General features: G+C 71.4%; 27 protein-coding genes. 19 read left to right on the top strand and 8 right to left on the bottom strand.

Annotated features, from left to right (window positions below):
* Positions 1 to 5 precede the first annotated feature (5 nt).
* The 11 genes from ACTWQA_RS06735 to ACTWQA_RS06685 all read left to right on the top strand — a co-directional run bounded on the left by ACTWQA_RS06735 (position 6) and on the right by ACTWQA_RS06685 (position 7,746).
* A complete protein-coding gene (locus ACTWQA_RS06735) occupies positions 6 to 188 on the top strand; it encodes a thiocillin family RiPP (protein ID WP_305916029.1) in 183 nt (60 codons plus the stop codon).
* A 23-nt stretch (positions 189 to 211) separates the two neighbouring features.
* On the top strand, positions 212 to 379 hold the full coding sequence (locus tag ACTWQA_RS06730) for a thiocillin family RiPP (RefSeq protein WP_305916030.1): 168 nt from the start codon (positions 212 to 214) through the stop codon (positions 377 to 379).
* A 14-nt stretch (positions 380 to 393) separates the two neighbouring features.
* Positions 394 to 564 (top strand): thiocillin family RiPP, encoded by a 171-nt coding sequence (locus ACTWQA_RS06725; RefSeq protein WP_305916031.1) that lies wholly within the window; start codon positions 394 to 396, stop codon positions 562 to 564.
* A gap of 13 nt (positions 565 to 577) precedes the next feature.
* Complete coding sequence (locus tag ACTWQA_RS06720) at positions 578 to 757, top strand: thiocillin family RiPP (protein WP_305916032.1); 180 nt, start codon at positions 578 to 580, stop codon at positions 755 to 757.
* Between the two features lie 77 nt (positions 758 to 834).
* Positions 835 to 1,917, top strand: a complete 1,083-nt coding sequence (locus tag ACTWQA_RS06715; RefSeq protein WP_443158393.1) for a hypothetical protein — start codon at positions 835 to 837, stop codon at positions 1,915 to 1,917.
* Positions 1,914 to 4,358: a hypothetical protein gene (locus ACTWQA_RS06710; protein WP_443158392.1), complete on the top strand. Its 2,445-nt coding sequence runs from the start codon at positions 1,914 to 1,916 to the stop codon at positions 4,356 to 4,358. The genes ACTWQA_RS06715 and ACTWQA_RS06710 overlap by 4 nt, the downstream gene beginning before the upstream one ends.
* Positions 4,359 to 4,363: 5 nt before the next feature.
* Complete coding sequence (locus ACTWQA_RS06705) at positions 4,364 to 5,218, top strand: lantibiotic dehydratase C-terminal domain-containing protein (RefSeq protein WP_443158391.1); 855 nt, start codon at positions 4,364 to 4,366, stop codon at positions 5,216 to 5,218.
* Positions 5,219 to 5,265: 47 nt separating this feature from the next.
* A complete protein-coding gene (locus tag ACTWQA_RS06700; RefSeq protein WP_443158390.1) occupies positions 5,266 to 6,237 on the top strand; it encodes an ABC transporter ATP-binding protein in 972 nt (323 codons plus the stop codon).
* Between the two features lie 4 nt (positions 6,238 to 6,241).
* Positions 6,242 to 6,997, top strand: coding sequence for an ABC transporter permease (locus tag ACTWQA_RS06695; RefSeq protein WP_443158389.1), 756 nt, complete (start codon positions 6,242 to 6,244; stop codon positions 6,995 to 6,997).
* A gap of 6 nt (positions 6,998 to 7,003) precedes the next feature.
* Entirely contained in the window at positions 7,004 to 7,429 is a 426-nt protein-coding gene (locus tag ACTWQA_RS06690) for a hypothetical protein (protein WP_443158388.1), read from the top strand.
* Positions 7,426 to 7,746 (top strand): winged helix-turn-helix domain-containing protein, encoded by a 321-nt coding sequence (locus tag ACTWQA_RS06685; protein ID WP_305916039.1) that lies wholly within the window; start codon positions 7,426 to 7,428, stop codon positions 7,744 to 7,746. Before ACTWQA_RS06690 ends, ACTWQA_RS06685 begins: the two co-directional genes overlap by 4 nt.
* On the opposite strand, the gene ACTWQA_RS06680 is transcribed toward ACTWQA_RS06685, so the two are convergent.
* Complete coding sequence (locus ACTWQA_RS06680; protein WP_443158387.1) at positions 7,724 to 10,504, bottom strand: BTAD domain-containing putative transcriptional regulator; 2,781 nt, start codon at positions 10,502 to 10,504, stop codon at positions 7,724 to 7,726. The genes ACTWQA_RS06685 and ACTWQA_RS06680 overlap by 23 nt on opposite strands.
* A gap of 189 nt (positions 10,505 to 10,693) precedes the next feature.
* Complete coding sequence (locus ACTWQA_RS06675) at positions 10,694 to 11,230, bottom strand: hypothetical protein (protein ID WP_443158386.1); 537 nt, start codon at positions 11,228 to 11,230, stop codon at positions 10,694 to 10,696.
* A 245-nt stretch (positions 11,231 to 11,475) separates the two neighbouring features.
* Between ACTWQA_RS06675 and ACTWQA_RS06670 the strand changes: the two genes are divergently transcribed.
* The gene (locus ACTWQA_RS06670; RefSeq protein WP_443158385.1) at positions 11,476 to 12,180 is read left to right on the top strand and encodes a DUF4386 domain-containing protein; all 705 of its coding nucleotides are present in this window, start codon (positions 11,476 to 11,478) and stop codon (positions 12,178 to 12,180) included.
* Here ACTWQA_RS06670 and ACTWQA_RS06665 read toward each other — a convergent pair.
* From ACTWQA_RS06665 to ACTWQA_RS06640, 6 genes are all read right to left on the bottom strand, one after another.
* The gene (locus ACTWQA_RS06665) at positions 12,161 to 12,562 is read right to left on the bottom strand and encodes a hypothetical protein (protein WP_443158384.1); all 402 of its coding nucleotides are present in this window, start codon (positions 12,560 to 12,562) and stop codon (positions 12,161 to 12,163) included. The two genes, ACTWQA_RS06670 and ACTWQA_RS06665, sit on opposite strands and share 20 nt — an antisense overlap.
* 82 nt (positions 12,563 to 12,644) lie before the next feature.
* A complete protein-coding gene (dmpG, locus tag ACTWQA_RS06660; protein WP_443158383.1) occupies positions 12,645 to 13,646 on the bottom strand; it encodes a 4-hydroxy-2-oxovalerate aldolase in 1,002 nt (333 codons plus the stop codon).
* Complete coding sequence (locus ACTWQA_RS06655) at positions 13,643 to 14,563, bottom strand: acetaldehyde dehydrogenase (acetylating) (RefSeq protein ID WP_443158382.1); 921 nt, start codon at positions 14,561 to 14,563, stop codon at positions 13,643 to 13,645. Before ACTWQA_RS06655 ends, dmpG begins: the two co-directional genes overlap by 4 nt.
* Positions 14,560 to 15,321 carry a 2-keto-4-pentenoate hydratase gene (locus ACTWQA_RS06650; protein WP_443158381.1) on the bottom strand — a complete coding sequence of 254 codons (762 nt, stop codon included), beginning with the start codon at positions 15,319 to 15,321 and terminating at the stop codon, positions 14,560 to 14,562. The genes ACTWQA_RS06655 and ACTWQA_RS06650 overlap by 4 nt, the downstream gene beginning before the upstream one ends.
* Positions 15,318 to 16,259, bottom strand: coding sequence for a 3-carboxyethylcatechol 2,3-dioxygenase (locus ACTWQA_RS06645; protein ID WP_443158380.1), 942 nt, complete (start codon positions 16,257 to 16,259; stop codon positions 15,318 to 15,320). Before ACTWQA_RS06645 ends, ACTWQA_RS06650 begins: the two co-directional genes overlap by 4 nt.
* On the bottom strand, positions 16,256 to 17,233 hold the full coding sequence (locus ACTWQA_RS06640) for a zinc-binding dehydrogenase (RefSeq protein ID WP_443158379.1): 978 nt from the start codon (positions 17,231 to 17,233) through the stop codon (positions 16,256 to 16,258). Before ACTWQA_RS06640 ends, ACTWQA_RS06645 begins: the two co-directional genes overlap by 4 nt.
* A 101-nt stretch (positions 17,234 to 17,334) precedes the next feature.
* On the opposite strand from ACTWQA_RS06640, the gene ACTWQA_RS06635 reads away from it, so the two are divergent.
* From ACTWQA_RS06635 to ACTWQA_RS06605, 7 genes are read left to right on the top strand one after another with little or no spacing between them, the layout of a single operon-like run.
* Positions 17,335 to 18,657 (top strand): aromatic ring-hydroxylating dioxygenase subunit alpha, encoded by a 1,323-nt coding sequence (locus ACTWQA_RS06635; RefSeq protein WP_443158378.1) that lies wholly within the window; start codon positions 17,335 to 17,337, stop codon positions 18,655 to 18,657.
* Positions 18,654 to 18,989: a non-heme iron oxygenase ferredoxin subunit gene (locus ACTWQA_RS06630; RefSeq protein ID WP_327583798.1), complete on the top strand. Its 336-nt coding sequence runs from the start codon at positions 18,654 to 18,656 to the stop codon at positions 18,987 to 18,989. Before ACTWQA_RS06635 ends, ACTWQA_RS06630 begins: the two co-directional genes overlap by 4 nt.
* The gene (locus ACTWQA_RS06625; protein ID WP_443158377.1) at positions 18,986 to 20,227 is read left to right on the top strand and encodes an NAD(P)/FAD-dependent oxidoreductase; all 1,242 of its coding nucleotides are present in this window, start codon (positions 18,986 to 18,988) and stop codon (positions 20,225 to 20,227) included. Before ACTWQA_RS06630 ends, ACTWQA_RS06625 begins: the two co-directional genes overlap by 4 nt.
* Positions 20,228 to 20,287: 60 nt before the next feature.
* Entirely contained in the window at positions 20,288 to 20,851 is a 564-nt protein-coding gene (locus ACTWQA_RS06620) for a 3-phenylpropionate/cinnamic acid dioxygenase subunit beta (RefSeq protein ID WP_443158376.1), read from the top strand.
* A gap of 11 nt (positions 20,852 to 20,862) precedes the next feature.
* Positions 20,863 to 21,696, top strand: a complete 834-nt coding sequence (locus ACTWQA_RS06615) for an alpha/beta fold hydrolase (protein ID WP_443158375.1) — start codon at positions 20,863 to 20,865, stop codon at positions 21,694 to 21,696.
* On the top strand, positions 21,693 to 22,517 hold the full coding sequence (locus ACTWQA_RS06610; RefSeq protein WP_443158374.1) for an SDR family NAD(P)-dependent oxidoreductase: 825 nt from the start codon (positions 21,693 to 21,695) through the stop codon (positions 22,515 to 22,517). Before ACTWQA_RS06615 ends, ACTWQA_RS06610 begins: the two co-directional genes overlap by 4 nt.
* A gap of 10 nt (positions 22,518 to 22,527) precedes the next feature.
* Entirely contained in the window at positions 22,528 to 24,105 is a 1,578-nt protein-coding gene (locus ACTWQA_RS06605) for an AMP-binding protein (RefSeq protein ID WP_443158373.1), read from the top strand.
* Position 24,106: the final 1 nt, after the last annotated feature.

The raw sequence follows: 24,106 nt of genomic DNA, 5'->3' as shown, positions 1-24,106 counted from the left end.
AGAAGATGGACAACGACCAGCTCGAGCTATACGCGATAACGGAATCGCTGGAACTGGAGTCCCTGACGGACGGCGCCGCCGCCGCGGGCCCCTGCATCAACTCCGCCTCCACCGCTTCGACCGTGTCCAGCGCGTCCTGCCCGGCCTCGTCTGCCTCGTCCTTCGGCTCGTTCTCGAGCTACACATGATCAACAGATTGGAAGTGATTCCCATGAGTTCCGAGCCGATCGAGCTCTACGCGTTCGACGACGGCTTCGCCATCGAGGAGTTGCCCGAGGGCAACGCGCTCGGCAGCTGGTTCTGCGCGTCATCGGCGTCGACCGCTTCCTGCCCGGGAAGCTCGGCCGCGAGCGTCAGCACCGCCTCCACCTTCGGCTGATGAGGAGGATGACCATGAACGAACACCAGGTCGAACTGTACGCGTTCGATGATGCGCTCGCCATCGAGGAACTGCCCGAGGGCAACGCCCTGGGCTGCTTCGCCTGCGCGGGCACGGCCTCGTCCGCGTCCTGCCCGGCGAGCTCGGCGTCGAGCTTCACCACGGCCTCCACCTATTCATGGTGAGGGGAGGACACCGATGACGTACCACGAGGACCTCGACCTGAGCGCCGTTCAGCTCCCTGACGACGGGCTCGAGCTCGAACAGTTCCGCGAGGGCGTGGCGCTGGCCACCCTGAGCACCACATCCACGCTGGGCACGGCGAGCTGCCCGAGCACCGCGGGATCCGTCATGACCGCGATGTGCTACGGGCCCTGACGCGGTGACAGATCAGGAAACCAGGCTGAGGTCGGCGCCGGCCTCAGCCTCTTGACCGAACGACCCAGGGGCAGGAAATGATCAGCGCACCGAAACTCCGCGAGGACCTCGAGCTCCTCACCGGGATGGACGACCGCCCGCTGGTGTACGACCCCGTCACCGGCGCATACCACCGCGTCACCCGGGCCGCTCAGCTGGTCCTCACCCAGCTGGACGGCACCAGATCGCGCGAAGAGCTGATCGCCCTGCTGAGCGACGGCGGCGGCCGGCGCGACGAGGTGGAGGACTTCCTGACCAGGCTGGAGGAGAGCGGCCTGCTGGTCGGCGCGGAGCGGCAGGACAAGGACGCGAGCGGCAAGCGGATCCGCACGTCCATGTTCATGCCGCGGATCGTCCTCACCCGCTCGCTACCCGCCCTGCTCGAACCGCTCGCCAGAGTGCTGCGCCGCTGGAACGCCAGGGCGCTGGTGGCGGTGGCGGGGCTCGGCGCGCTCGCGGGCTTCTCGCTCGGCGCCTTCACGGTGTTCACCTCGCCGCCCTCGTTCGAGCGGATCGGCGGAGCCGCGTTCGTCGTGGCCGCGCTGCTGCAGCTCGTCGCGGTCCTCGTGCACGAGAGCGCGCACGCGCTGGTGGCGCAGGTGCTCAAAGTGCCCGTCCGCGGGCTCGGGGTGGCGCTGCTGTTCTACTTCCTGCCGCTCGCCTACGTCGACCGCACCGACGCCTACCGGCTGCGCGGCCGCGGCGGGCGGATCGTGCTCGCGCTGGCCGGGCTGATGAGCGACGGCTGGCTGACCGGCGTGAGCGCGGTCGTCGCGCTCACCGCCGACGGCTTCGTCCAGCACACGGCCGCCTTCCTGCTGGTCTTCCAGCTCATCGGCATGGTGATCAACCTCAACCCACTGCTCCCCAGCGACGGCTACGCCGCCATCGAGACCGCCACCGGCCTGGTGGACCCGCGGGGCCGCGCCTTCACCCTGCTCGGCGCCCTGATCGTGCCCAAGCCGCTGCCGAACTACCTGGCGAACCTGGCACTCAAGGCCCGGCTGGCCTACCTGGCCTACGGACTCGTCTGTGCCGCTTACGTCGGGGTGCTCGCGCTGTCCATGATCTCCACGCTGCCCATGCTGGTCCAGGCCGTCGTGGCCGCGGCGGGCCGGTGAGCGGCGTGCCCGGCCGGCTGTCGGGTCCTGTGCTCGCCAGGGTCGCGGGGCTGCCCGCGGACGCGCTGGACATCGTGGGGCCGCCGACCCGCGACCTGCTCGACGAACTCGCCCGGGTGGGCGATGAGCTGGAACGGCTCGCCCCCCGGCTGATCGACGTCCTGTTCGACCTGGTGCCGCGGCTCGATGACGACGTGCCGTTGCGGCGCCGGGTCCTCGCCGGCAAACGGGCGGTCAACAAGCTCGAGGCGCTGCCGTGGGACGACGGCACCGCCGCCCGCGCGCACGCGCGTCTGGCCCCGGAGGACGGGACGCTGCTCGACGCCTGGATCCGGCTGACCGGCGGCCGCGCGGGCCTGCTGGCCAAGCTCGGCAGCCAGCTCGCCGCCGACCGCGCCGCGGCCTTGGAACGACTGCGCGGCAGCCTGGACGATCCCTCCTTCGCCCGCTCCCTGGCCCTCACGGCCCCCGACTGGCTCAGATACGGCCGCCGCGACTCGGCACGCGACAGGCAGACCCTCTACTCCTACGTCTCCCGCGCCGCGGTCAAGACCAGCCCGCTGTCCGGCCTGACCACGGTGGGCCTGGCCGGGACCGCCGGGCTGGGGCGGGCGCACAGCCGTACGACCGCGACGCTCGCCCACCGGGCGCTGTGGCTGCTCGCACACGACGAGCGGACCGCGGGGCTGCTGCGTTACCGGGCCGCGCCGATCGTGGAGGGTGGACCGGCCGCCCCCGCCGGGCTGCTCCTGCACAGCGAGGTGTCGACGGCCGAGGGCATCATCTGGCGGCAGGACCGGGTGGTCGAGGCCGATCACGCCCGCCGCTGGCTGGACCCGCTGGGCGCGCAGGACCGTGCCCTCGACGAGATCCTCGCCTCGATCGGCGGGGTTCGGCCCTTCACGAGATTCGTCCGGCTGCTGGACAGCGGCCTGCTGCACCCCCTGCCACCGTGGCGGCGCGGCGAGGAGCCGTTCGGCGCGCTGATGGCACTGGCCGCGCCGGCACCCGGCGGGCAGGCGGCAGAGGCCCCGGGCGCGCCGGCCGCACGGATCAGCGCGGGCGCGCTGAGCTCCGCCCGCGACCTCGGCTCCAGGGCCTGCCGGGAAGGCGTGAAGGGCAGGCTGAATGCCGCCCAGGCCGTCGGTGAGCTGGCCAGGGCCTGGTCGGAGCGGCCCGGTGGGCTGATCTACGAGGACCGGGAGACCGATGCGGATCTTCCGGATCCCTGCGCTTTCACCCCGGTACGCGAGGACCTGGCGGCGCTCAGCGCCAGGATGAGACCGTGGGTTTTCCGCTCGCACGTCTACGACCTGCTGCTGAATCGGTTCGTGGCCGAGTACGGCCGCGGCGGCCACTGCCGCGACCCGCTGGGGTTCCTCATGCGCATCGCGACGGACGGCGACTCCCACACGCCGCTCGAGCAGGCCGTGGGCATGGACCTGAGGAGCCGGGCCGCGCCGGGGGAGCGGGCCTGGTTGCCGGTCGGGCCCACCAGCGCTCCACCGGGCGCGGCACTGCTGGTCCAGTTCGAGGCCGACGACTGGGCCGACGTGGCCGACGGACGCCATCGCATGGTCGTCAACAACTTCAGCTACGGCAGCGGTGGCCTGTTCACCCGTTTCCGCGAGCTGCTGGGCGAGGACCTGCGTACCCGGCTGGCCGGTCACGTCGCCGCCTGCTGGCCCGGGGCGAGCCACCGTGAGCTGGTCGTGTGGACCGAGTGCAACACCGTCCAGGCCGAGTGCGCCGGCCTGCTGCCGCCCCTGCTCGTGCCCGGCGAGCCGGACGCACCCAGCGGGCTGCGGCTGGAGGCGACGGTGCTCGCGCACGACCGGGACAGTGACACACTGTCGCTGCTGGAGCCGGGGGGCGCGCCGATCGGCCTGGCCTACCTGGGGCTGATCCCGCAGCACCTGCTCCAGTCCTACGTCCGCCTGCTCGCGGTCCTGGCCGATCCATGGGTCAACGCCGCGCCGTACTCCGACTACACGCTGACCAGGTTCGACCTGCTGTCCCACTGCGGTGAGGACGTGGTGGCGCTGCCCCGCGAGACACACGGCCGGGTCGTCACCCGCCGCGCCTCCTGGATCGCGCCCGTGAGGGCGCTCCCGCTGCCGGAGCCGGGGCAGGACGAGGCCGCGCGGGCGTCCCTGGCCCACCGGTTCCGCCGGGTCCACGGCATGCCGGAGGAGGTGTTCGTCCACCAGCTCGGCGCCACCACGATGCGGATGGGCGGTGAACGCAAGCCGTTGTGGGTGTCGCTGTCGTCGCCGCTCTCGCTCGACACGCTGGCGCAGTGGCTGCGGCCGGAGACCGGCCATGTACGCATCGTGGAGGCACTGCCCGAGCGCCACCTGCACCCGCAACGCGATGCCGCGGGACGGCGCAGGGCGACAGAGCACGCCGTGCTCGTGCACTGGCCGCGACAGGGGAGCTGACCGGCATGGAGCGACTCGGGGAGCTGTCCGGCACTGAGCGACAGGGGGAGCTGACCGGTATGGACTGGTGGTACGTCCGTGCCTATCCCGGCGGCGCCGAGCTCATGGACCCGGCAGTCCGCCTCCTCGTGCCTTGGCTGCGCGAGCAGGCGGCCCGCGAGGGCGCGGCGCGCTGGTTCTTCGTCCGCTATTGGGACATGACAGGCCACCACCTGCGCCTGCGACTCAGCTGCCCGGCCGACGGCGTGGACCGGATGCACGAACGCCTCCCCGAACTGGAGGACCTCCTCGCGGCCCTGCGGCCGGAGCCGGTCGAGCGGCTGGTCCCCGGCGACTTCCCCGGCCCGCTTCCCGCCCGGCGCGCGGCCGCCGCCTGCCTGTACGCACCCGAGCTCGGCAAGTACGGCGGCGCGGCCGGAGTGGCGCTGGCCGAGGAGTTGTTCACCACGTCCTGCGCCTGGTACGCCGACGCGCGGCTCACGGATCTGGATCGCACGGCCGAGCGGGCGGCGCTGGCCGTGGCCTACATGCGCGAGCTGGGGAACACGCTGCCGGAGCCGGAGCGCAAGGGCTTCTGGGCCGCGCACCGCGCGCATTGGGGCTGGCAGCTGCGCTTGGCGGTCCCCGGCCAGGACCGGCTCCGCGCCCTGCTCGTCAAGACCGCCTCGGCGCTCCCGGCCTGCCCTTCGGACGTGGCCGCGCAGGTCGAGGCGGTACGCGCGGTGCTCGACGGCGCCGCGGCGGCGAGCGTGCCCGTCTCGCGGGCCGAGCTCCTGCTCCAGTACATGCACATGGACCTCAACCGGCTCGGCTTCGTGCCCGCCGAGGAGTGCCTGCTGGGGCTCATCGCTTGTCAGTGATGGAAAGTACTTGCCAAATTGGAAAGTAACTTCTATCGTGGAAAGCGATGAGCCAGGCGCCACGAGAGAGGTTCCTCGCCATGCCCATGAACGACCTGGCAGTCGTCTTCGACAACGTGGTGAAGCGCTACGACCGGCTCGCCGCGATGGACGGGATCACGCTGAGCATCGAGAGCGGTGAGATCTTCGGCTTGCTCGGCCCCAACGGCGCGGGCAAGACCACCAGCATCGAAACACTCGTCGGGCTACGCAGGCCCACCTCGGGCCGGGTCCTGGTCTACGGCTACGACCCGATCGCGCAGCGCGACGAGATCCGCAGGCTCGTCGCGGTCCAGCCGCAGCACGCCGCGCTCTTCGAGCAGCAGACCGTCGCCGAGCTGCTGCGCGTGTGGGCCTCCTTCTACCCCGACCCGGCCGACCCCGACGACGTCATCGGCAGGCTGGGCCTCGGCGACTCGCGTGACGTCAGAGTCTCCAAACTGTCCGGAGGCCAGCAGCAGCGGCTGCTCGTGGGCACGGCGCTGATCTCCCGCCCCCGGCTGTTGGTGCTCGACGAGCCCTCGACCGGCATGGACCCCAACGCGCGCCAGGACCTGTGGGAGGCGGTCCGCGGCCATCGGGACTCCGGCGGCACTGTGCTGCTGTCCACTCACTCCATGGAGGAGGCGGAGACGCTCTGCGGCCGGGTCGCCATCCTGCACAGCGGCAAGGTCGTCGCCCTCGGCGCCCCCGACGAGCTGATCCGGCAGCACGCGCCCGATCAGGAGCTGCGGTTCACCGTGGCGTCCGGCACCGCGCTGGGCGAGCTCGAGTCGCGCCCCGACGTCTCGGAGTTGTCCGCGCACGAGCAGAACGGCCACACCAGGGTGAGCCTGCGCACCTCCGACCCCGACTCGCTGTTCACCGTGCTCACCACGAGGCTGGGCGCGCGGCAGATCCAGACCAGGGACGCCGGGCTGGAGGCGGTCTTCCGCCGCGTCACCGGCGCGAGCTTCGCCGACATCCATGGAGAGGGATGACACCATGGCCTCAGCGACCCGCGAGCTCTTGGGCTTGCACACCCGCGAACTCCTCAGAGACCGCAGATACTTCTATTTCGTCCTGGTCTTCCCCTTCGGCATGGCAGGGATCTTCCTCGCCATCGCCAAGCTCATGCCCAGCGGCGAGGGCGCCCCCGACTTCGAGCAGATCGTCGTCCCGATGGCGCTCTACCTCTCCGTCACCGGCGCGGCGCTCACCATGACGGCGGGCCCGCTGGCGGCCATGCGCGCCAAGGGCACGCTGCGGCTGCTCGGCACCACGCCGATAACCCGGGCCAGGCTCGTCCTCACCCACGTGCCCGCCCGCCTGGCGATCGTCGTGGTCCAGACCGTTCTGGTGCTGGCGCTGGCCCTCGCACTCGGATTGCTGGACCTCTCGGCGGTGCCCGCGCTGCTCGGCATCACGCTGCTCGGGCTTGCCATGTTCGGGGGCATCGGCTACCTCATCGGCGGGCGCATGTCCTCGCCCGACGCCGCCACCAACGTAGCCACGCTCGTCCAGCTCGCGGCGCTGTTCATGAGCGGGCTGACACTGCCGCTCTGGCTCTTCCCGAAGGCCGTCGGCACCGCGCTGAGCCTGCTGCCCAGCTCCTTCTACGCCGACCTGATGGCCACCCAGCTGCCGGGCGGCCGGCCCTTCCACCCGGTCTGGCTCTCGGTGCTGGTCGTGGCCTGCACCACCGGGGTGGTGGCGTGGCTGGCGGTCAAGACGTTCAAATGGGATCAGGGAGAGGAGTAAAGGACCATGGATAGAGAACAGGCGGCGCACGCGTTGTCCGATGCCGGAGCCGCGGGCTCCCGGCTCCGCGCCAAAGCTCGGCTGCACGCCGCCGTGTCCTTCGTGCTCGGGCTGGCCGCGGTGGCGATCCTGCTGGTCTTCGGCGTGCTCGTGCCGCCTCCGGCCAGCTACGCGATCATGGGGGTGGGACTGCTGCCGCTGATCGCGCTCGGCATCTACACCGGCTCGCGGCCCGTGGTGCCCCGCCACTACGCCGCCCTCTACCAGCTCTGCGGCGCGGCGGGGGCGGGCATCTACTCGGTGGTCGTGGTCGTCGGCGCCGCGGTCTTCCCCGGATCCCTGGCGTGGTGGTTGCCCGGCGCGCTGCTCACCGCCGTGCCCTTCTTCGCGGTCGGATATCTCGATCTCAAGGCGGCAAGAGGCAGGCCGTGAAGCACCCGCGCAAGGAACTCGACGAGACCATTCACGCGCCGGTCCGGTTCTCGATCGTGGCCGCGCTCGCGGCAGTGGACCAGGCCGACTTCAGGTCCCTGCGCGACGCCATCGAGATCAGCGACTCCGCGCTGTCGAAACAGATCTCCACGCTGGAGGCGGCCGGCTACGTCAAGGTACGCAAGACGTTCGTGGGCAAGCGCCCCCGCAGCTACCTGTCACTCACCCCCGGTGGCAGGGCCGCCTTCGAACGGCACCTGCGCGCGCTGCAGGAGATCGCCGGCAGTGCGGTCGTCACGAAGACGGAGGGGGACTAGCGGGCGTGGCCGCCAGGAAGGCCCTGGCCGTCCTGGTGCGGGCCACCACCCGCCCGAGCCCCGAGCTCAGCGCCATTTCCTCCGCGCAGGCCAGGGTCTGCTGGGCGGCCTCGGGATCGCCGAGCAGGATCCGGGTGGTGCCGAGGTCGAGGAGGATCTGTGACTGCATCACCCGGTCGTCGAGGTGCCTGGCGATGTCCAGGGCGTGCTCGAACTCCAGGTTCGCCTTCTCCAGCGTGCCCGTCCTGACCGCATGCTTGGCCAGGCCACGCCGAATCTGCGCCTCGCTTCGCAGGCTGCCGCCCTCACTGCACAGCTCGAGCGCACGGCCGAGGCAGACCTGCGCCTCCTCCTGCTCACCGGTCCTGTGGAACACCATGGCCAGCCCGCCGAGCGCGTCGGCCTCCGCCACCGGGTCGCCGCTCTCCCGCAGCAGGCTCGCCGCCTCCTCGTAGGCGTCGCGGGCCATGGCGAGGTCCTCGTGGAGCTGGTGGAGGTCGCCTCGCAACCGCAGAGCGAGCCCCTTGCCGTGGCGGTCGTCCAGTTTCCCGAAGAGCTCCAGCGCGCGGTCGGCGTGGTCGCCCGCGCTGACGTAGTCACCGACCAGCAGCGCTCGCTGGCCGAGCGAGTACAGCAACGCCCCCTCGCCCCTGATGTTGCCGGCCTGCCGTACGCAATCGAGGGCGAGCTGGTGGGACTCCAGCCACCGGGCGAAGTGCGGGCCGGTCTCGAGCAGCGCCAGCGGGGCGATCGCCAGCTCCCAGCAGGTCTCGGCCAGGCCGGTGGCCGCGGCTCGCCGTACGCCGGTCATGAGCTCGTCGAGATGGTCGGCCAGCCAGGTGGGACCGGGCTCGGCGCCGCCCGCGGGGTGACGCGGAGCCGTGCCACGGGGAATGGCGTGGTCTCTGCCGCGAAGCCGAGCGTGGGCGGCGTCGGCGAGGGTCAGCCAGGTGCCGAGCGCCCGCTCGACCGCGGCGCGGCGCACAGGCTCGGCGTCCTCCGCGGCGGCCCGCTCGGCGGTGAAGGCGAGCAGCAGTTCGGGGCAGCGGTAGCGGAAGCCACCGCCTTCCGCCGGGCCCTCGGGGACCAGGAAGTGCGCCTCCGCCAGCTCCGCCAGCAGATTTTCCGCCGTGTCCACGGGTAGGCCGGCGAGCGCGGCGGCCACGGAGGAGGAGATCTCCGGCACGCCGTAGCAGCCGATGGCCCGCGCCAGCGCACGCAACCTGGGCGAGAGGGCGGCGTAGCCGTGCCGCAGCGTGGGCCGTACGGACTGACCGTCGTGCCGCAGCGTGTCCAGGATGGCCGAGGGGTCGGCGAGCCGGTCGGCCAGGTGCTTGAGCGGCCAGTGGGGGCGCGCGGCGAGCTTGGCGGCGGCGATGGTCAGCGCCACGGGCAGGCCCGCGCACAGCTCGACGATCCGGTCGGCCGCCTCCCGCTCGGCCGCCAGCCGCTCCTCGCCGACCGTCGCGGCCAGCAGTCTCCTCGCGTCCGCGCCGGTGAGCGCGGGCACGGTCACCCGATGCGCGTCCCGCAGCAGGGCCAGTGCCGAGCGGCTGGTCACCACGACCGCGCTGCCCGCGCTGCCCGGCCGGAACGGCAGGACCATCCCCGGGTCCGCCGCGCCGTCCAGCACGATCAGCACCCGGCGGACGGCAAGCGCGCTGCGCAGCGCCACCGACCGGGCGGTGACGCCGTCGGGGATCTCGCGCACACCGAGCGCGGACAGGAACCCCTTCAGCGTCTCGCCGGGGTCGCCCGAGCCGTCGGCGTAGAGCTGCCCGTCGGGGAAGTCTCCGGCCACCCGGTGCGCGGCCTCCAGCGCGAGCGCCGTCTTGCCGATCCCGCCGGGTCCGGCCATCACCAGCAGCCCCACGCCGCCGCGCAGGGCGGACACGGCCTCCGCCAGCTCGCCGTCGCGGCCGACCAGCGCACCCGGGCGCGGTGGGAGCTGACGAGGCACGGTGGGCGGCCGCGCGGCGGGCTCGTCGTGGCGTGGCCCGTTGACCCCGGAAAGCCGCTGCCGGCCGAGCCCGGGATCCTGGCGCAGCACGCGTAGCTGTAGTTTGCGCAGCTCGGGGTCGGGGTCGGTGCCCAGTTCGTCGCGCAGCAGCCGCTCCAGGCCGGCGAACACAGCCAGCGCTTCGCTGCCCCGTTGCGCCCGATACAGCGCGAGCATGAGCTGGGCGTAGAAGCGCTCGCGCATGGGGTGCGCGTCGGTCAGGTCACGCAGCTCGGCGATCAGCTCGCGGTGCCTGCCGAGCGCGAGGTCGGCGTCGATGCGCTCTTCCATCGCGCTCAGCCGCCGCTCGTTCCAGGCGGACGCGGCCGTCAGCGACGCCGTGCTGTCGAGCCCGGCCAGCGCGGGCGCCCGCCACAGAGCCAGCGCCGCCCGAAGCGTCCTGGCTCCCTCGGCGTGGTCGCCCGCCCGCGCGGCGGCCCGCCCCCGGTCGCACAGCCGCGTGAAGACGAACGCGTCGATCGCCTCCTCGTCGGCGTCGAGCGTGTAGACGTTGTCGTGCACCTCGATGGTGACGCCATGCCGGCGTAGCTCGCCCACACCGCGATGGACCTGGTTGCGTGCGCTCTTGCCGGGCGCGTCGCCGTAGATGACGTCGATGAGCCGGTCGACGGACGCGGAGAAGGACGGGCTCAGGATCAGGTGCGCGAGAACGGCACGCGAACGGCGGGTGGTCAGGCGGATCTCTTGGTCATGCTGCCAGATGACGGGTGGACCGAGAATGCCGAAGCGCAACGACACACTGCCCCCTCTTGTGTCGCCCGTGACTGCGTTGAGTTGTTGCGGCAAGATCGCCCAATACTGTGGGAGTGTTCTGGACCGTACCCGCTTGTGGGCAATGGTAGCTCTCCGTGGCCGATCTTCTGGCTTTTGCTCATTCTGCTGCCGACCACTTGAGATCCACTTACATGCGCCTGAAATGCCGCGTCGTTATTTCCGTGCAAGCCGCAGAATGGCGTGGTCGTCGGTGAGGTAGGGCAGTTCCAGCCGGATGCTGTTGATGCGGCCGGGCGAGGTCGGAGTCAGGGTGAGCTTGCCCTCGTCGCGGCAGCGGCCGTTGACGCAGGTGCCGCTGACGCTCACGCTCATTCCCTCGGCCCGCAGCCCGCCGGTGGAACCCAGGAGCGCGAGAACGGCTTCGTCCGCGTTGAGGGAGCTGATCGTGAGCCGCTGCAGGCCGAACCGCTCGTCGATGGTGAGGCGGTCGCCTGCCCGGATGTCGACCTCGCAGTCGGCGTCCCTACAGGCAGCCAGATCGTTCCCGTCGGCCGCCGCTTGCGGGCTGGCAGCCGGGGTGGGGGTGGATACCGTCGGCGTGGGGGGCGCCGTCGGTGTCGCTGCCGTCGGTGTCGCCGCAGGGGCCGCCGTTGCCGCGGAGGGCGGCGCCGGCGGTGCGGCGGGTTGGTTGGCGCAGGCAGTGAGCGTGATCAGCAGGGCGGCGGTGGTGAGCCGGGCGAGGATCGGCATAAGGCTCCTCGGGTCAGGGCGGCGTGACGACGTGCCCCATCGGACGGTTTCGGCAAGCGGTCTTCTTCGTGAAGAGATAACCCCCTGACGCCGCGTTCACACGGACGGTGACGGTCCGGTGTCGGCAAAAGGGCGACCGAGGGGGATCGCGTCCCCGATGATGTAAAAGATTTTGGACATGACGTCAAAGATTCGTTACGTTAGGGATGTCAAAGATGCTTTACATCATCGAAGGGGGAGAGAGCATGACCGCGTCGGAAACAACCCATCAGCCGATACGCCGGGCCGGCCTGATCGCGGGAATCGCGCTGCTCGCGATCGCCGTCGTGGCAGGCCTGGCCAACTTCGGCGTCCTGGAGAACCTCGTCACCGAAGGCGACGCGGAGCGGACCGTGCGGGACCTGCGCGAGGCGGAGGGCCTGTTCCGCTACGGCGTGACCGGCTTCCTCCTGGCCGCCCTTCTCGACGTGGTCGTGGCCTGGCCGCTGCTGGTCTACTTCAAGCCGGTGAACGAAAGCGTCGCCACACTCGCGGCCTGGTGCAGGGCGGTGTATGGGGGCGTGTTCATCGTTGCGATCGCCCAGCTCGCCGCGGTGCCGTCCCTCCTCGGCGCCACCGGCGTCTTACCCGCCGAGGTGCTGTCGAAGATCAACGCATTCGATGACATCTGGAAGGCCGGCCTCAGCCTCTTCGCGCTTCACCTGGCACTCCTGGGATACCTGGCGTACAAGTCGCGCTATGTGCCCAGGTGGGTGGGTGTCCTCCTCGTGATCGCGGGGCTCGGCTATCTCGTGGACAGCCTTGGCGTGCTCCTCGTGCCGGGCTATTCGCTCGAAGTGGCCATGGTCACGTTCGTCGGCGAGCCCGTGCTCATGATCTGGCTGCTGGCCAAAGGGTGGAACGTCGCCGTGCACGAGCGCGGGCGGGGGCCTAACCGCCCTGGGTCATGATGGTCTTCTGCTTGGAGCACTCGCCGGTGGGGCGCTTGGAGGTGCCGCGGCAGACCTGGACCTTGATCTGCAGGACGCTGCCGTAGTTCTTGCGGAAGGTCCCGGTGCCGGGCGTGCAGTTGTAGAAGCCGTAGACCTTCCACCGGCCGTTGCGGGCGTCCTGGGCGCGCAGTACGGCCCAGGCGCAACCCTTGCCGCGGGTGTCCTCCAGGTTGCCGTACACGACATGGCCGAACTGGCTGATGGCCACCTTGCCCCAGGCGCTGGCCATGCCGTCGGCGGAATGGACGGGGCGCCACTTCCAGATGGCGGGCGTGGCCGCGGCGGGGACGGCCACGCCCAGCGGAAGGATGGCGGCGGTGAGGAGGGTGAGCAGACGCATGAGGGGACTCCGGAATGACGCGTGAATCGGACACTCCTAGAGATAGGCCCCCATACTTGTGAGCGACTTGGAAGCCACGGGTTCAGGTCTTGAGCAGGTCGAGGGCGATGTCGACGATCATGTCCTCCTGGCCGCCGACCAGGCGGCGCCGGCCCACTTCGAGCAGGATGGTCCGTACGTCGATGCCGTACTGGCGGGAGGCGGCCTCGGCGTGGCGCAGGAAGCTGGAGTAGGCGCCGGCGTAGCCGAGGGTGAGGGTTTCGCGGTCCACCTGGACGGGGCGGTCCTGCAGCGGGCGGACGAGGTCGTCGGCGGCGTCCTGCAGGGCGAACAGGTCGCAGCCATGGGTCCATTCGTTGAGGTTGGCGACGGCGATGAAGGGTTCGATGGGGCAGTTGCCGGCGCCCGCGCCGTGCCCGGCCAGAGAGGCGTCCACGCGGGTGACGCCTTCCTCGACGGCGACGACGGAGTTGGCCACGGCGAGGGAGAGGTTCTGGTGGGCGTGGATGCCGAGCTGCGTGCCGGGGTCGAGGACGTCGCGGTAGGCGCGGATGCGTTCCCGGACGCCGTCCATGGTGAGGCGACCGCCGGAGTCGGTGACGTACACGCAGTGGGCGCCGTACGACTCCATGAGTTTGGCCTGGCGCGCGAGTTCGGCGGGGGCTGCCATGTGGCTGAGCATGAGGAAGCCGGCGACGTCCATGCCGATCTCGCGGGCGGTGGTGATGTGCTGGGCGGCGACGTCGGCTTCGGTGCAGTGGGTGGCGATGCGGATGGAGCGCACGCCGAGGGAGTAGGCGTGCTTGAGCTCGGCGATGGTGCCGATGCCGGGCAGCAGCAGGGTGGTGAGCGTGGCCCGGTTCGCCGCCTCGGCGGCCGCCTCGATCCATTCCCAGTCGGTGTTGCTGCCGGGGCCGTAGTTGACGGAGGCGCCGGCCAGGCCGTCGCCGTGGGCGACCTCGATGGCGTCCACGCCGGCCGCGTCCAGGGCGGCGACGATGCGGCCCACATCGTGCGGGGTGATGCGGTGCCGTACGGCGTGCATGCCGTCCCGGAGGGTCACGTCCTGGATGTAGAGGCTCATGCGGTCGCTCCTGCGATGGCGATGCGTTCGGCGACGCGCAGGGCGGCCGAGGTCATGATGTCGAGGTTGCCGGCGTAGGCGGGCAGGTAGTGGGCGGCGCCCTCCACCTCCAGGAACACCGACACCCGGGTGGTCACCGGCTCGGGGGTGAGCGTGGTCACCGGCTCGTCGATGGGGGTGAACTGCACGTCCTGTTTGAGCCGGTAGCCGGGGACGTACTTGGCGACCTCGGCGACCATCTCCTCGATGGAGGCTCGGATGGCGTCGTGGCCGGCGTCGCCGATCAGGCAGAAGACGGTGTCGCGCATGATGAGCGGCGGGTCGGCGGGGTTGAGGACGATGATCGCTTTGCCGCGGGCGGCGCCGCCGACCGATGCGATGGCGGCGGCCGTGGTCTCGGTGAACTCGTCGATGTTGGCGCGGGTGCCGGGGCCGGCCGACTTGGCGGCGATGGAGGCGACGATCTCGGCGTAGGCGACGGGGGTGATGCGGGAGACGGCGTGCACGATCGGGATGGTGGCCTGACCGCCGCACGTCACCATGTTCACGTTGCGTGCGCCGAGGTGGGCGTCGAGGTTGACCGGCGGGACGACGAACGGGCCGATGGCGGCCGGGGTGAGGTCGATGAGCGTCTTGCCGTAGGGCTCCAGCTTGGCGGCGTTGGCGAGGTGGGCCTTGGCGGAGGTCGCGTCGAAGACGATGTCGATGCCGGCGAAGCCGTCCATGGCGATCAGGCCGTCCACGCCCTCGTGGGTGGTGGGGACCTTCAGGCGGCGGGCGCGGGCGAGGCCGTCGGAGTCGGGGTCGATGCCGACCATGGCGCCCATCTCCAGGGTGCCGGAGAGGCGGAGCACTTTGATCATCAGGTCGGTGCCGATGTTGCCGGAGCCGATCACGGCCACCTTGGTCTTGTTCATGACGCGTCCTCGAAGGTCACGGCCACCGCCCCGAGTCCGGAAATTTCGGCTCGTACGGTGACACCGGGGGAGATGGGAACCATCGGTCCCAGAGCGCCGGAAAGGATCACCTGGCCTGCGCGCAGCGGATCGCCGAAGTCCCGGGCGGTGCGTGCCAGCCACAGCAGCGCGTTCAGCGGGTCGCCGAGGCAGGCGGCCCCGTTGCCTTCGGAAACGATCCGGCCGCCCGCGTCCATGCGCATCGTCGCCTCGACGGGTTCGAACGCGCTCAGCGGCAGCCGCTCCGAGCCCAGCACGTACAGGCCGCTGGAGGCGTTGTCGGCGACGGTGTCGGTGATCGTGATGTCCCAGTTCGCGATGCGGCTGTCCACGATCTCCAGCGCGGGCGTCGCGTAGTCCACCGCCGCCCGGACGGCCGCCAGGTCGAGGTCCTCGGAGAGGTCGCGGGCCAGGACGAAGGCGATCTCGGCCTCGACCTTCGGCTGCAGGAGGCGTTCCACGGCAGCGGTGCCGGACACTTCCATGTCGGCGAACAGCACGCCGAAGTCGGGCTGATCCACGCCGAGCTGCCGCTGCACGGCCGGGGAGGTGAGGCCGATCTTCCGGCCGGTGACAGCGCCGGCCCGGCGGGCGTTGAGGCGGCGTTGCACCTCGTAGGCGGCGGCGACGTCGGTGATGAGGTCGCGGACCGGCCGGCACGGCTTGCCGGTGAGAGCCGCGTCCGCCAGCCGGTCCACGGCCTCGTCTATGGCGCTCATCGCGCGGCCTCCGCCGTCGCGACCGCGAAGCCGGCGATCCATTCGGGGATCGCGCGGTAGAAGCGGGAGGTCATCCGGTACTTGCCGGTGGCGGCGAGCGAGGCGAACGCGGCGATCCACGTCCGCACCTCGTGCGCCGATCCGCCGCCCTGCTCTCCCATCCACTCCACGCTCCAGCCGTCCACGTCGGAAAGGCGGCCGCTCGCGAGCGTGTCCAGGACCAGGTTGTCCCAGGTCGGGTTGATGGGGATCATCGCTGTGGAGCCGGCGGCGTAGTCGCGGCCGGCCTGGATCACGCGCTGCTCACCGCGTGCACGCTGCTCGGGCGTGGGCGGGTGGCCCTCGATGAGCGCGTCGGCCACCCGCGGCGGGGCGCCGTCGAGCACCGGGACGGGCGGATCGTGGGAGAGCCCGCCGGAGCCGAGGAACAGCACCCGCCGGTCCAGCTCGGCGGCGGCCTCGCCGATGGCGGTGCCGAGGGCGCGGATGCGGCTGACCGGGCCGAGCGGGGTGGCCACCCCGTTGACGAAGACGGGCACGACAGGCACGTTCGCGATGCCGCCGAACAGCACCTCCAGCGGCTGCACGAACCCGTGGTCCACGGTCATCCGCGCCGAGATCGTGAGGTCGACGCCGCGATCGAGCACACCGCTCGCGATGGCGCGGGCGGCGCCGGCGTCCACCGACAGCGCTCCCGCGGCCGAGCCGAAGTCGCCGACCGCGCCGGCCTCGGTGGCCAGGCAGAAGGGCGGCATCTCCTTGTAGAAGAAGCCGTTGTAATGGTCGGGGGCGTACAGCACGACCAGCTCGGGGTCGAACGCGCGGACGAAGGCCCGGGCCTCGTCCACGGCGGCGTCCACCGCCGCGATGACCTCGGGCGCCGGGTCGTTCTTGCCGATGAGCGGGGAGTGGGACAAGCCGACGGCTGCGGCTTTCATGAGGCGATCTCCTTAATGACGAGCTTGCCGGTGAGCCGCCCGTCGATCATGAGCTGGAAGCCCTTGTGGATCTCGTCGAGCGGCAGCGTGCGGTCGATCACCGGGCGCAGGCCCGTGGCGTCCATCATCCTGAGCAGGGCGACGAGCTCGCCGCGGGTGCAGCCGGTGGAGCCGAGGATGCGCTGCTGCAGGTAGAAGATCCGGCCGAGGTCGGCGGGCGGGTTCGTGCCGCTGGTCGCGCCCGCGATGACGATCGTGCCGCCGGGACGCAGCGACTTCAGCGAGTGCGACCAGGTCGCCTCGCCGACCGTCTCGATGACGACGTCCACGTGCTCGGGCAGCCGCTCGCCGGTCGGCACCGCGGCGCGGGCTCCCCAGGCGAGAGCCTGGATCCGCTTGTCCTCGCTGCGGCTGGTCGCGTACACCACGGCGCCGGCGGCGACGGCCAGTTTGATCGCGGCCGAGGCGACCCCGCCGCCCGCGCCCTGCACCAGCACCCGGTCGCCGGCGGTGATCCGCGCCTGGGTGAACAACATCCGGTACGCGGTCGTCCAGGCGACCGGCAGGCACGCGGCCTCGTCGAACGACAACCACGACGGCTTGGGGATCAGGTTGCGGGCGGGCACCGTCAGGTACTCGGCGAAGGCGCCGTCGTGCCGCTCGGACAGCAGGGCCCGGTTCGGATCGAGGGTCTCGTCGCCCCGGCCGGCGTCCGGGTCGGCGATGACCGGGTGCACGATGACCTCGTTGCCGTCCTCGTCGTACCCGGCGGCGTCGCAGCCGAGGACGATCGGCAGCCGGTCGGGCGGGTGGCCGACGCCGCGCAGCGTCCACAGGTCATGCATGTTGAGCGAGGACGAGACGACCCGGACGATCGACCAGCCGGGCCGGGGTTCGGGCCTGGGTACGTCGCCCAGGACGAGCCCGGCCAGCGGGTCGGTCGCGCTCTGGGAGACGGCGGTGGCGGCAAGCATGCCCCCACGCTGTCCGACGGTCATCGCCGGGGAACAGCGCGTGTGCCGCCGTACGGAACAAGGGTTGGAAAGCGGCGGGTCCGTGGCTGTTATCTGGCCCCATGACCATCGAACCCCCGCGCGGTGCCCTGCGACGCCCGGCCGAGCTGGCGCGGACCATCGACGTCTCCGGGCTCGTCGATGCCGAGGGCGGGCTGGTGGATCGTGCCATCTTCACCGACCAGCAGATCTACCAGCAGGAGCTGCGTCGCGTGTTCGCGCCGAGCTGGCTGTTCCTCGCGCACGCCGACCAGTTCCACAAGCCCGGCGACTTCTTCACCACCTACATGGGCGAGGACCCGGTCATCGTCACCCTCGACCGCAACCGGCGCGTCCGCGCCTACCTCAACTCCTGCCGCCACCGCGGCGCCCGCGTCTGCCGCGCCGACTACGGCGCCACGCGCAACTTCACCTGCACCTACCACGGCTGGTCGTACGACCTCGAAGGCAAGCTGGTCAGCGTGCCGAACAAGGCGGGCTACCCGGAGTCGTTCGAGACGGGCGAGTGGGGCCTGGTCGAGGTGCCCCACGTCGAGAACTACCGCGGCCTGATCTTCGGCACCTGGAACCCGGACCCGGTGCCGCTGCGCGAGTCGCTCGGCGACATGGCCTGGTACATGGACGCGATGCTCGACCACGACGACGAGGGCACGGTGGTCGTGGGCGGCGTGCACAAGTGGGTGCTGGAGGGCAACTGGAAGCTGGCGGCCGAGCAGTTCGCCACCGACTGGTACCACGTCAACATGAGCCACGCCTCGGCGCTCATGCTGCTCTCGCCCACCGGCAAGGGCCCCAAGGACGAGATCGTGCACCGCACCGGGCGCCAGTACGCCGGCCGGAACGGTCACGGCGCCGGCTTCCCGGTGCACCCGAAGAACCGCTTCGACGCGAGAACCGTCCACCAGTGGACCGACTATCAAGCGCTGCGCGAGCGGCTCGGCGACGCCCGCGTCGAGGGCCCGCTGACCAACGGGCACGCCACCGTCTTCCCCAACTTCTCCTACCTGCCGGTCAACGGCTCCATCCGGATCTGGCACCCCAAGGGCCCGGACCGGATGGAGGTGTGGGCGTGGACGATCGTCGACAAGTCCATGCCGCACGAGGTCCGCGAGGCGCAACGCCTGTACAACCTGCGCACGTTCGGCCCGAGCGGCATCTTCGAGCAGGACGACGGCGAGAACTGGAGCGAGGTGCAGGCCGTCTCGCACGGGTTCATCACCAACAACGTGCCGCTCAACTACCAGATGGGCCTCGGCTCCGAACGCGAGGACGGCCGTCACCCCGGCACGACCAGCGAGCTCTACAGCGACGCCGCCGGCCGGGCCTTCTACGCGCGCTGGCGCGAGCTCATGAACACCCCGGCCTGGCACGAGGAGGACAAATGACTCAAGGAATCCGGGTCGCGGCGCTGGACGACATCCCCGAGGGCGAGGGCGTCGCCATCGACAAGGCGATCACCGGCACCGCCGACGACATCGCGCTGCTGCGCGACACCGACGGCAGCGTGTGGGCGCTCGACGACACCTGCACGCACGAGGACGCCTCGCTGGCCGACGGCTGGGTCGAGGACGGCTACGTCGAGTGCCCGCTGCACTCCAGCAAGTTCTGCCTGAAGAACGGCGAGGTTCAGGGCCTGCCCGCCACCCGGAGCACCTGCCCGCACCGGGTCGAGGTCCGCGACGGCGAGGTCTACCTCTTCCCGAACCAAGCGCCATGAGGATCGTGGTGGCCGGCGGCGGCGTCGCCGGCGTCAGCACGGTCGCGGCCCTGCGCGCGGGCGGCTTCGACGGCGATCTCACGCTGGTCGACGCGGGCGAGTTCCCGTATGACCGCCCGCCGCTGTCGAAGGAGTACCTGGCCGGATCGAGGGAGCTCAAGCAGATCGCCCTGCAGTCCCCGCACTGGTACGAGGAGCAGGGGGTACGGCTGATCAACGAGTGCACGGTCACCGCCCTGCACCCGGCCGACGGCACGGTGGAACTGGCGGGCGGCCTGCTGCTGCGCGCCGACCGGGTGGTGCTGGCCACCGGCGGCGGCGCGGCCCGCCCCCCGATCCCCGGCGTGGGCAGCGACCGCGTGCACGTGCTGCGCACGGCGGAGGACGCCGACCGGCTGCGGGCGGCGCTCACGCCCGGCGCCCGCGTCCTTGTGGTCGGCGCCGGCCTGATCGGCGCCGAAGTCGCCTCCACCGCTGTCGGCCTCGGCTGCGACGTCGTCCTGGCCGACCCCGTGGCCACGCCGCTCGCCGCCGCTCTCGGCGAGGACCTCGCCGCCTGGCTGCACGGACTGCACGCGCGGCGCGGCATCACCACCGTGCGGGCCGGCGTCGCGTCCTTCGCCGAGACCACGGACGGCATCGAGGCGAGCTTCGCGGGCGGCGTCGAGCCGCGGACGTTCGACGTGGCCGGGCCCGGGGTGGCTGCGGAGCCGTCGCGGGTGTTCGACGCGGTCGTGCTCGGCGTCGGCATGACACCGCGGACCGCTCTCGCCGAGTCTGCCGGACTCGACGTCGATCGCGGTGTCCTCGTGGACGCCGGACAGATCACCTCGAACCCGGCCGTGCTCGCGGTGGGCGACGGCGCGCGGACCCGTCAAGGGCCGCGGGTCGAGCACTGGGAGGCGGCCCGGCACGACGGCGCCCGCGCGGCGGCCACCATCCTCGGCGCCCGCGTCCCCGCGCCCACCGCGCCGTGGTTCTGGACGGACCGGCATGGCCGCCACGTCGAGGTCGCCGGCCACATGGAGACGGCCGACGAGGTCATCGTCCGCGGCTCGTTCGACGACCCGTGCTTCTCCGTCTTCGGCCTGCGGGACGGGCTGGTCGTCGCGGCCGCCGCGGTCGACGACTCCACCGCCGTGCGGGCCGCCCGCCGCATGATCGACCGCCGGGTCCCGGCCGACCCGGTGCGGCTGTCCGACCCGTCCACGAGCCTGCGCACGCTGCTGCGCGGCTGACGTGCCACCCTGCGGCACACCCCGTTCCCCACCACCCTCCAGAAGGGATCGAATGACACCGTGAGCACCGCCACCGACGCGCGGGCCGGGCTGCGTGCCGACCGCGACACCCACTTCGAGGTCGAGCAGTTCTACTACGAGGAGGCCGACCTCCTCGACGCCGGCCGCTACGCCGATTGGCTGGACCTGCTCGCCGACGACCTCGACTACTGGATGCCCACCCGCACCAACCGGCTGCGCCGCCAGCAGGCGCTGTCGGTGGCCGCGCGCGGTGAGGCCGCCTACTACGACGAGAGCAAGGAGAGCCTGGCCTGGCGCATCCGCCGCTTCGACTCCGGCATGGCCTGGGCGGAGGACCCGCCCTCGCGCACCCGCCACCTGGTGACGAACGTGATGGTCCGGCACGCCGACCCCGCCGAGCACCCCGGTTTCACCACCGATGACCTGCACGTACGCTCGGCATTCCTGGTCTACCGCAACCGTTTGGAGCGCGAGGAGAGCGTCTTCGCCGGCAGCCGCACCGACGTGCTGCGCCGCGTCGGAGCCGGCTTCCAAGTCGCCCGCCGGGCCATCCTGCTCGACCAGAACATCCTTCTCGCGAAGAACATCTCGACCTTCTTCTGATGGGAGCCCCTGTGAAGCACCACAGCGTGACCACCACGCTCGGCGAGATCGCCGTCGCCGAGACCGGCGAGGGCCCCGTGCTGGTGATGCTGCACGGCGGCGGCCCGGGCGCCTCCGGCGTCAGCAACTATCACCAGAACCTCCCGGCGCTGGCCCGCCACTTCCGCGTCGTGCTGCCCGACCAGCCCGGTTTCGGCGGCAGCTACCGCCCCACCGAGGAGGACCTGGACAAGCGGTCCATCACGGAGATCACCGTGGATGCGCTGTTCCAGGCGCTCGACGCCCTCGGCATCGGCACCTTCCACCTGCTGGGCAACAGCTTGGGCGGCGCCGCCGCGATCGCGATGGCGCAGGAGCGCCCCGACCGGGTCACCCGGCTGGTGCTCATGGCACCCGGCGGCGGGTGGCTGCCGTCCGGGCCCACGCCCACCGAGGGGCAGAAGGAGATGTTCCGCTACTACAACGGCGGCGGGCCGAGCGAGAAGAAGATGGCCGCGTTCATCCGCGCCATGGTCTTCGACCACCGCCAGTTCGGCGAGGACGTCGTCAAGAGCCGCTACGAGGCCTCACTCGACGAGAGCCACGTCGCCTTCTACCACCGCTACAACGCCGCCTTCGCCAAACGCGGCGGCATGGACCCGCTGTGGAAGGACCTGCACAAGATCAAGGCACCGACGCTGCTGCTGTGGGGCCGCGACGACCGCACGATCACCCTCGACGGCGCCCAGCTCATGCTCAAGCAGATCCGCGACGTGCAGTTGCACGTGTTCGGGCGGTGCGGCCACTGGGTGCAGCTGGAGCGGCAGCAAGAGTTCGAGGACCTCGTCACCGGGTTCCTGACATGAGCGGCTGGCTCGACGGGTACGCCACCCTGATCACCGGCGGCGGCTCCGGCATCGGCCGCGCCGTCGCCGAGCGTTTCCTCGCCGAGGGCGCGTGCGTGACCATCCTCGGCCGCGACCAGGCACAGCTCGACGAGGTCATCGGCGCCGCGCCCGACCCGGCGAGAATGCACGCCGTCACCGCCGACGTCCGCGACTCCGAGGCCCTGCACGCCGCCGTCGCCGAGACGGTCGAGCGTTTCGGCAGGCTCGACACCCTCGTCGCGAACGCCGGCGTGTGGGACTACCAGCGCCAGCTCACCCGCCTGTCCGGCAAAGAGATCGACGCCGCCTTCGACGAGGTCTTCTCCATCAACGTCAAGGGCTACCTGCTGGCCGCCGAGGCCGCCTGGCCGGAGCTGGTCAAGACCCGCGGCAGCATCGTCATGACGCTGTCCAACGCGTCGTTCCACGTCAACGGCGGCGGTCCTCTCTACACCGCCAGCAAGCACGCCTGCCTCGGCCTCATGCGTGAGCTCGCCTACGAGCTCGCCCCCAAGGTCCGGGTGAACGGCGTCGCCTGCGGCGGCATGAACACCGACCTGCGCGGTCCCGAGACGCTGGCGCTCGGGGACCGCTCGATTGCGGCGTCGTTCGCCAAGAGAGGGGACAGCCCGCCCATCCCGCTGCACGACTCCAGCACCGACCCGCGCGACTTCACCGCCCCGTACGTCCTGCTCGCGGCCCGGGAGCAGAGCGGTCCCATCACCGGACACGCGATCTCGGCCGACGGCGGCATCGGCGTCCGGGGTTTTGCCCGCGCCGCCGGCGGCGACCACCTCTGAGGAGCCGATCGTGACCCACCCCCCAATCCCTCGCGCAGTCGACGTCAACCCCGCCTCGGCGGTCGCACGGAACGCCCGCTACCGCGCGGACGTCGTCGCCGTCCGTTACCCGGGCGGCGACCTCACCTACGCCCAGCTCGACGACAAGGCGGCGCGGCTGGCGACCGTCCTGTCCGACGGCGGTGTCGCGGCCGGAGACCGCGTCGCCTACCTCGGACTCAACAGCGCCTCGTTCCTCCTCACCATGCTGGCCGTCTTCCGGATCGGCGCCATCTTCGTCCCGGTCAACTTCCGGCTCGCCGAACCGGAGCTGGAGCGGGTGCTCGACAAGAGCGGCGCCCGGACCATCGTCTGCGAGGAGGGACACCGCCCACACGTGGACCATGTCCGTGGCGGCACCGCGCTGACCCGGTTCCTCCTGGTGGACGACGACCCGGCGGTGCCCGCCACCTGCGGCGTCCCCGGGTGGGAGCCCTGGTCAGGACCGATGGCCGCGGCCGCGCCGACGCCGGCGGTGGTCCGCAGGACCTTCGACGAGCCGGCGATCCTGATCTTCACCTCCGGCACCACCGGGCTGCCCAAGGGAGTCATCCTCACCTACGGCAACGCCTGGTGGAACGCCGTCAACGTGGACTCCGTGCTCGACACCCGGCGCGGCGACGTCACGTACGCGGGCGCGCCGCTGTTCCACATCGGGGCGCTCAACAGCTTCGCGCTGCGCGCCCTCGCACGCGGCGGCACTGTGCTCGTCCGCCGCGCCTTCGACCCGGTCGGGTTCCTCGACGACCTGGCCACGTACCGGATCAACTCGATGTTCGGCGTGGCCGCGATGTTCGCCGCGCTCAGCCGGGTCCCGGGCGTCTTCGACATGGACTTCACCCCGCTGCGCTCCATCGTGGTCGCCGGCGCGCCGGTGCCGCCCGCGCTCATCGAGCTGTACGCCGCGCACGGCGTGCTGCTGCAGCAGGCGTGGGGGCTGACCGAGACCGCGCCGTTCGCCACCCACCTGCCCGCCGAGCACACCCTGACGAAGGCCGGCTCCGCCGGCATCCCCATGCCGTACACCGAGGTACGCGTCGTCGACGCGCACACCAACCAGCCGCTGAAGCCGGGCGAGGTGGGCGAGCTCGTGGTCCGCGGCCCCAACGTCACTCCCGGCTACTGGGAGAACCCCGAGGCCACCGCCGCCGCGTTCGACGAGGAGGGCTGGTTCCACTCCGGCGACATCGGCTACTTCGACGAGGACGGCTGCATGTACATCGTCGACCGGCTCAAGGACATGATCATCAGTGGTGGTGAGAACGTCTACCCGGCCGAGGTGGAGCGGGTGCTGGCCACGATGCCGGGGGTCGTGGACGTGGCCGTCGTCGGCGCGCCCGACGAGCAGTGGGGCGAGACCGTCGTCGCAGTGGTGTCCCCGGCCGAGGGCGTGACCCTCACGCTGGACGACGTCCGGGAGTACGCCTCCGCGCACCTGGCCAGATACAAGCTGCCCAGGCTGCTCAAGGTCGTGCGGAACGTGCCGCGCAACGCCTCCGGCAAACTGGAGAAGATCGCCATCCGACGCATGGTCGAGGAGGACGGCTGAC

The sequence above is a fragment of the Nonomuraea sp. 10N515B genome (assembly GCF_052245915.1).
In the GTDB taxonomy this organism is placed as follows: Bacteria; Actinomycetota; Actinomycetes; order Streptosporangiales; family Streptosporangiaceae; genus Nonomuraea.
Note: the sequence above shows the minus strand (reverse complement) of the source record. Positions and strands in the feature narration are given on the sequence as shown.

Excerpts from the sequence above, each read along its gene's own strand:
- ACTWQA_RS06610 (WP_443158374.1), top strand. The coding sequence starts at position 21,693 with ATGAGCGGCTGGCTCGACGGGTACGCCACCCTGATCACCGGCGGCGGC.
- ACTWQA_RS06700 (WP_443158390.1), top strand. The coding sequence starts at position 5,266 with ATGAGCCAGGCGCCACGAGAGAGGTTCCTCGCCATGCCCATGAACGAC.
- ACTWQA_RS06670 (WP_443158385.1), top strand. The coding sequence starts at position 11,476 with ATGACCGCGTCGGAAACAACCCATCAGCCGATACGCCGGGCCGGCCTG.
- ACTWQA_RS06695 (WP_443158389.1), top strand. The coding sequence starts at position 6,242 with ATGGCCTCAGCGACCCGCGAGCTCTTGGGCTTGCACACCCGCGAACTC.
- ACTWQA_RS06650 (WP_443158381.1), bottom strand. The coding sequence starts at position 15,321 with ATGAGCGCCATAGACGAGGCCGTGGACCGGCTGGCGGACGCGGCTCTC.
- dmpG (WP_443158383.1), bottom strand. The coding sequence starts at position 13,646 with ATGAGCCTCTACATCCAGGACGTGACCCTCCGGGACGGCATGCACGCC.
- ACTWQA_RS06720 (WP_305916032.1), top strand. The coding sequence starts at position 578 with ATGACGTACCACGAGGACCTCGACCTGAGCGCCGTTCAGCTCCCTGAC.
- ACTWQA_RS06690 (WP_443158388.1), top strand. The coding sequence starts at position 7,004 with ATGGATAGAGAACAGGCGGCGCACGCGTTGTCCGATGCCGGAGCCGCG.
- ACTWQA_RS06730 (WP_305916030.1), top strand. The coding sequence starts at position 212 with ATGAGTTCCGAGCCGATCGAGCTCTACGCGTTCGACGACGGCTTCGCC.
- ACTWQA_RS06625 (WP_443158377.1), top strand. The coding sequence starts at position 18,986 with ATGAGGATCGTGGTGGCCGGCGGCGGCGTCGCCGGCGTCAGCACGGTC.
- ACTWQA_RS06630 (WP_327583798.1), top strand. The coding sequence starts at position 18,654 with ATGACTCAAGGAATCCGGGTCGCGGCGCTGGACGACATCCCCGAGGGC.
- ACTWQA_RS06675 (WP_443158386.1), bottom strand. The coding sequence starts at position 11,230 with ATGCCGATCCTCGCCCGGCTCACCACCGCCGCCCTGCTGATCACGCTC.
- ACTWQA_RS06665 (WP_443158384.1), bottom strand. The coding sequence starts at position 12,562 with ATGCGTCTGCTCACCCTCCTCACCGCCGCCATCCTTCCGCTGGGCGTG.
- ACTWQA_RS06640 (WP_443158379.1), bottom strand. The coding sequence starts at position 17,233 with ATGCTTGCCGCCACCGCCGTCTCCCAGAGCGCGACCGACCCGCTGGCC.
- ACTWQA_RS06655 (WP_443158382.1), bottom strand. The coding sequence starts at position 14,563 with ATGAACAAGACCAAGGTGGCCGTGATCGGCTCCGGCAACATCGGCACC.
- ACTWQA_RS06705 (WP_443158391.1), top strand. The coding sequence starts at position 4,364 with ATGGAGCGACTCGGGGAGCTGTCCGGCACTGAGCGACAGGGGGAGCTG.
- ACTWQA_RS06635 (WP_443158378.1), top strand. The coding sequence starts at position 17,335 with ATGACCATCGAACCCCCGCGCGGTGCCCTGCGACGCCCGGCCGAGCTG.
- ACTWQA_RS06645 (WP_443158380.1), bottom strand. The coding sequence starts at position 16,259 with ATGAAAGCCGCAGCCGTCGGCTTGTCCCACTCCCCGCTCATCGGCAAG.
- ACTWQA_RS06715 (WP_443158393.1), top strand. The coding sequence starts at position 835 with ATGATCAGCGCACCGAAACTCCGCGAGGACCTCGAGCTCCTCACCGGG.
- ACTWQA_RS06735 (WP_305916029.1), top strand. The coding sequence starts at position 6 with ATGGACAACGACCAGCTCGAGCTATACGCGATAACGGAATCGCTGGAA.
- ACTWQA_RS06725 (WP_305916031.1), top strand. The coding sequence starts at position 394 with ATGAACGAACACCAGGTCGAACTGTACGCGTTCGATGATGCGCTCGCC.